At 67.5% G+C, this 4,454-nt stretch carries 4 protein-coding genes and 1 tRNA gene; 2 read left to right on the plus strand and 3 right to left on the minus strand.

The genetic code is table 11. The features are described from left to right. Nucleotides 1-2: 2 nt before the first annotated feature. Nucleotides 3-78, minus strand: a tRNA-Arg gene (locus ACRDPN_RS10490). A gap of 332 nt (nucleotides 79-410) precedes the next feature. Between ACRDPN_RS10490 and ACRDPN_RS10495 the strand changes: the two genes are divergently transcribed. Both ACRDPN_RS10495 and ACRDPN_RS10500 read left to right on the plus strand, forming a co-directional pair. Further along, the gene (locus ACRDPN_RS10495) at nucleotides 411-2,231 is read left to right on the plus strand and encodes a phosphoenolpyruvate carboxykinase (GTP) (RefSeq protein WP_431447397.1); all 1,821 of its coding nucleotides are present in this window, start codon (nucleotides 411-413) and stop codon (nucleotides 2,229-2,231) included. 18 nt (nucleotides 2,232-2,249) lie between these two features. Further along, nucleotides 2,250-2,798, plus strand: a complete 549-nt coding sequence (locus ACRDPN_RS10500; RefSeq protein WP_431447398.1) for a hemerythrin domain-containing protein — start codon at nucleotides 2,250-2,252, stop codon at nucleotides 2,796-2,798. Here the strand turns inward: ACRDPN_RS10500 and ACRDPN_RS10505 are convergent. Together ACRDPN_RS10505 and ACRDPN_RS10510 are read right to left on the minus strand one after the other, a co-directional pair. Then, a complete protein-coding gene (locus ACRDPN_RS10505) occupies nucleotides 2,795-3,052 on the minus strand; it encodes a hypothetical protein (RefSeq protein WP_431447399.1) in 258 nt (85 codons plus the stop codon). The two genes, ACRDPN_RS10500 and ACRDPN_RS10505, sit on opposite strands and share 4 nt — an antisense overlap. Further along, a complete protein-coding gene (locus ACRDPN_RS10510; RefSeq protein ID WP_431447400.1) occupies nucleotides 3,049-4,356 on the minus strand; it encodes a UDP-glucose dehydrogenase family protein in 1,308 nt (435 codons plus the stop codon). Before ACRDPN_RS10510 ends, ACRDPN_RS10505 begins: the two co-directional genes overlap by 4 nt. Nucleotides 4,357-4,454 lie beyond the last annotated feature (98 nt).

The raw sequence follows: 4,454 nt of genomic DNA on the forward strand, positions 1-4,454 counted from the left end.
AGTGGCGCGCCCGGAGGTATTCGAAACCCCAACCTTCTGATCCGTAGTCAGATGCTCTATCCGTTGAGCTACGGGCGCAAGCCCCGGAGGGCGGTGACGAGTCTAACGGGTGCGGCCCGGTGACCCGACGTGGGTCGTTCAGACCTCGATCGCGTCGCGGTGAATGTGGGAGACGGTGGGGTGGCAGGCGCGGACCGTCGATGAATCCTTTGTTGCGAAGGCACGAGGCACACTGTGACCAATTCCACCCGCCCTCGCTTTCTCCCCGAGATACTCACGGCGTACAGTCGTGTGACCGTTCGTGCCTGCACGGACGGGCCCATCCCACATCAGCTACCTGGGCCCATGAGCCCGGGAGTGCGAGCCAGAACGGTCTTCGGCCCGCGATGCGCGAGAAGGAAAGTTCACACATGTCCTCTGACACCATCCGCTCGACGTACCAGACCACCCACCAGCAGCTCCAGACCTGGGTCGACGAGGTAGCCGCCCTCACGAAGCCCGACCGGATCCACTGGGTCGAGGGAACGCCGGAGGAGTGGACGGCGATCACCGACGAGCTCGTCGAGGCAGGAACCTTCGTCCGTCTGGACGAGTCGAAGAAGCCGAACTCCTTCTGGTGCGCCTCCGATCCGTCCGACGTCGCCCGTGTCGAGGACCGCACCTACATCTGCTCGGTCGACGAGGCGGACAGCGGTCCCACCAACAACTGGATGGCGCCCGCTGACATGAAAAGAACAATGCGAGCCTTTTACGAAGGTTGCATGCAAGGGCGAACCATGTACGTCATCCCGTTCGTGATGGGCCACCTCGAGTCCGAGAACCCGATGTTCGGCGTCGAGATCACCGACTCCGCCTACGTCGTCGCCTCGATGACCGTCATGGCCCGCATCGGCAACGAGGTCCTCGCCAAGATCGAGGAGAGGAACGCCGACTACGTGCCGGCGCTCCACTCCGTCGGCGCCCCGCTCGAGCCCGGCCAGGACGACGTCGCGTGGCCGTGCAGCGACACGAAGTACATCGTGCAGTTCCCCGAGGAGCGCATGATCTGGTCGTACGGCTCCGGCTACGGCGGCAACGCCCTCCTCGGCAAGAAGTGCTACTCGCTGCGCATCGCCTCGGTGATGGGCCGCGACGAGGGCTGGATGGCCGAGCACATGCTCATCCTCAAGCTCACCAACCCCGAGGGTGTCGTCAAGTACGTCGCCGCCGCATTCCCGAGCGCCTGCGGCAAGACCAACCTCGCGATGGTCGAGCCCACGATCCCCGGCTGGAAGGCCGAGACGATCGGCGACGACATCGCCTGGATCCGCGTGGGTGCCGACGGCCGCCTGTACGCCGTCAACCCCGAGTTCGGGCTGTTCGGCGTCGCGCCGGGCACCGGCTGGAGCACCAACGCCAACGCCATGCGGACCATCGAGCAGGGCAACTCCGTCTTCACCAACGTCGCCCTCACCGACGACGACGACATCTGGTGGGAGGGCATGACGGACGACCCGCCGGCCCACCTCACCGACTGGAAGGGACGCGACTGGACGCCGGACAGCGACGAGCTGTCGAGCCACCCGAATAGCCGCTTCTGCACCCCCATCAAGCAGTGCCCGGTCATCGCGCCCGAGTACGACGACCCGAACGGCGTCCCGCTCGACGCGATCCTGTTCGGCGGTCGTCGCAAGACGACGATCCCGCTGGTCACCGAGGCTCGCGACTGGACCCACGGCACCTTCATGGGCGCCACGCTCTCGTCGGAGACGACCGCCGCTCAGACCGGCGCGGTCGGCGTCGTCCGCCGCGACCCGATGGCGATGCTGCCGTTCATCGGCTACGACGCCGGCGACTACTTCAGCCACTGGATCTCGATGGCCAAGAACAACGACGAGTCCAAGTTCCCGAAGATCTTCTACGTCAACTGGTTCCGCCGCGACGAAGATGGCGGCTTCCTCTGGCCCGGCTTCGGCGAGAACAGCCGCATCCTCAAGTACGTCATGGAGCGCGTCGAGGGCAAGGTCGACGCCAACGAGACGCCCATCGGCCTCATCCCGTCGCCGGACGCCATCGACACCGAGGGTCTCGGCATCAGCCGCGAGCAGCTCGAAGCCGCACTCGCGGTCGACGTCGAGGAGTGGAAGGCCGAGCTCCCGCAGATCAACGAGTGGTTCGAGAAGTTCGGCGACAAGCTGCCGACCACGCTCTGGACCGAGCTCGACGCACTGAAGGCTCGACTCGACGCCTGAACCTCAGCAGGAGAGCCGATGGAACCGAGCACCGCGATCGATCTCGGACGACCCCAGTCTGGGGACGTCGTCGACCTCATCATCACCGACCATCGGCGCTTCGAGGAGCTGCTGCGACAGCTGCGCAGCTCAGACTCCGACCGTGACGCGGTGCGCTGGGCTTTCGCCGCTCTGCACATCGCCCACGCCGAGGCGGAGGAACGTCGCGTGTATCCGCGCCTCCGACGCCTGCGAGCCGTTGACGCCGAGGAGGCCGAGCACGGGGAGCGCGAGCACGCCGAGGGCAACGCGGCACTGCTCGCCGTGCTCGAGTGCTCGAGCACCACGACGCAGAAGTTCGACGACGCCGTCGAGGAGCTCGCTCGCGTGGTCGGCCACCACCTCACCGAGGAGGAGCTGACGATCGTCAACTCGGCGCGCGACGAGATCGGCGCCCGGGCGCGCCGCGACCTCGGCACGGCCTTCTGCGAGGAGCGGAACACCCAGATCGACGCCGACTGCGGCCGCTTGGCCAACGTACGCAAGCTCGTCACGGCGGCCCGGAAGGACGGCCTGCTCGACGCCTAGCGAAACAGCACGAACAGCTGCCAGGCCAACACCACCGCACCCAGGAGCCGGCGCACGAGCGCGTCGCCGCGCAGGATCTCGTCGGCGGCCCAGGCGATGAGCGCACCACGGCCGAGCCAGAGCAGCTCGGTGTCCCGGGCGTCCCATTGGCTCCACCTCAGCGCCAACGCGGCAAAGAACACGATGATGGCGGGATTGGGAGCCTGGCCGAGGACGAGGCGACCGTCAGCGTCGCGGAAGAACCCCTGGCTCACGGACGGCCGAGGGAGCGGTACACCCAGCCCGCCTCGCGCCAGACCACGGGATCGAGCGCGAGACGTCCGTCGAAGATGCGGCGTTGACGCACGGCTTCGCCGAGCTGGACCGGATCGAGAGTCAGGTAGTCGGCCCACTCTGTGAGCAGCAGCACCAGGTCGGCCCCGGTGGCCGCCTCGAGCGCCGAGTCGGCGAAGGAGAGCTCGGGATATGCGGTCCGCGCGTTCTCGAGCGCCTGCGGGTCGGTGACCACGACGTCAGCGCCCTGGGCCCGCATCTGCTCGGCGACGTCGAGGGCCGGGGAGTCGCGGATGTCGTCGCTGTTCGGCTTGAAGGCGGCGCCGAGCACCGCGACGCGGAGTCCGTCGATCGATCCGCCGACCTCTTCGCGGGCGAGCTCGACCATGCGCTCACGACGCCTGGTGTTGATGGCGTCGACGTCGCGCAGGAACGCGAGCGTCTGGTCGACGCCCAGCTCGCCGGCGCGCGCCATGAACGCCCGGATGTCCTTCGGCAGGCAACCACCGCCGAACCCGAGACCGGCGTTCAGGAACTTGCGGCCGATGCGGTCGTCGTGACCGATCGCGTCGGCCAGTAGCGTGACATCGGCCCCGGTGGCCTCGCACAGCTCGGCCATCGCGTTGATGAAGGAGATCTTGGTGGCGAGGAACGAGTTGGCCGCGACCTTCACGAGCTGGGCAGTGGCGAGGTCCGTGACGAGCCGCGGCGTTCCGTCGGCCATCGTGGCCGAGTAGACCTCGTCGAGCAGCTTGACCGCGCGGTCGCCCTCGATGCCGGCCGGGACGCCGTAGACGAGACGATCCGGGTGAAGGGTGTCCTTGACCGCGTGACCCTCGCGCAGGAACTCCGGGTTCCAGGCGAGCAGGGCGCCGGTGTCTGCCTCGTCCGAGAGCGTGGTGAGCCGCTCGGCGGTGCCGACCGGGACGGTCGACTTGCCGACGACGAGGTCGCCCGGGGCGAGGTGTGGAAGAAGCGCCTCGACGGACGCATCGACGAAGGTGAGGTCGGCGGCGATCTCGTTGGGGAGCTGCGGGGTGCCCACACAGATGAAGTGGACCTCTGCTCCGCGGACGTCCGAGACGTCGGAGGAGAAGGCCAGGCGTCCGGTGGCTAGCGCCTCTTCGAGCAGCTCGGGCAGTCCCGGCTCGAAGAACGGTGCATCACCGCTTTGGAGGGCGTCGATCTTGGCCTTGTCGGTGTCGATGCCGACGACGTCGTGGCCGAGTGTGGCCATACATGCTGCGTGGACTGCGCCGAGGTAACCGCACCCGACAACTGACATCTTCACCCCGCGAGGCTAGCAAGATGTGGCGTGAGGACGGTCATGCACTCTGCAAGTCCGCCCCCTGCGGTTCGGAGCGAACTCAATTGGGCCCTGGC

The organism is Aeromicrobium sp. (assembly GCF_050700635.1).
Taxonomy (GTDB): Bacteria; Actinomycetota; Actinomycetes; order Propionibacteriales; family Nocardioidaceae; genus Aeromicrobium.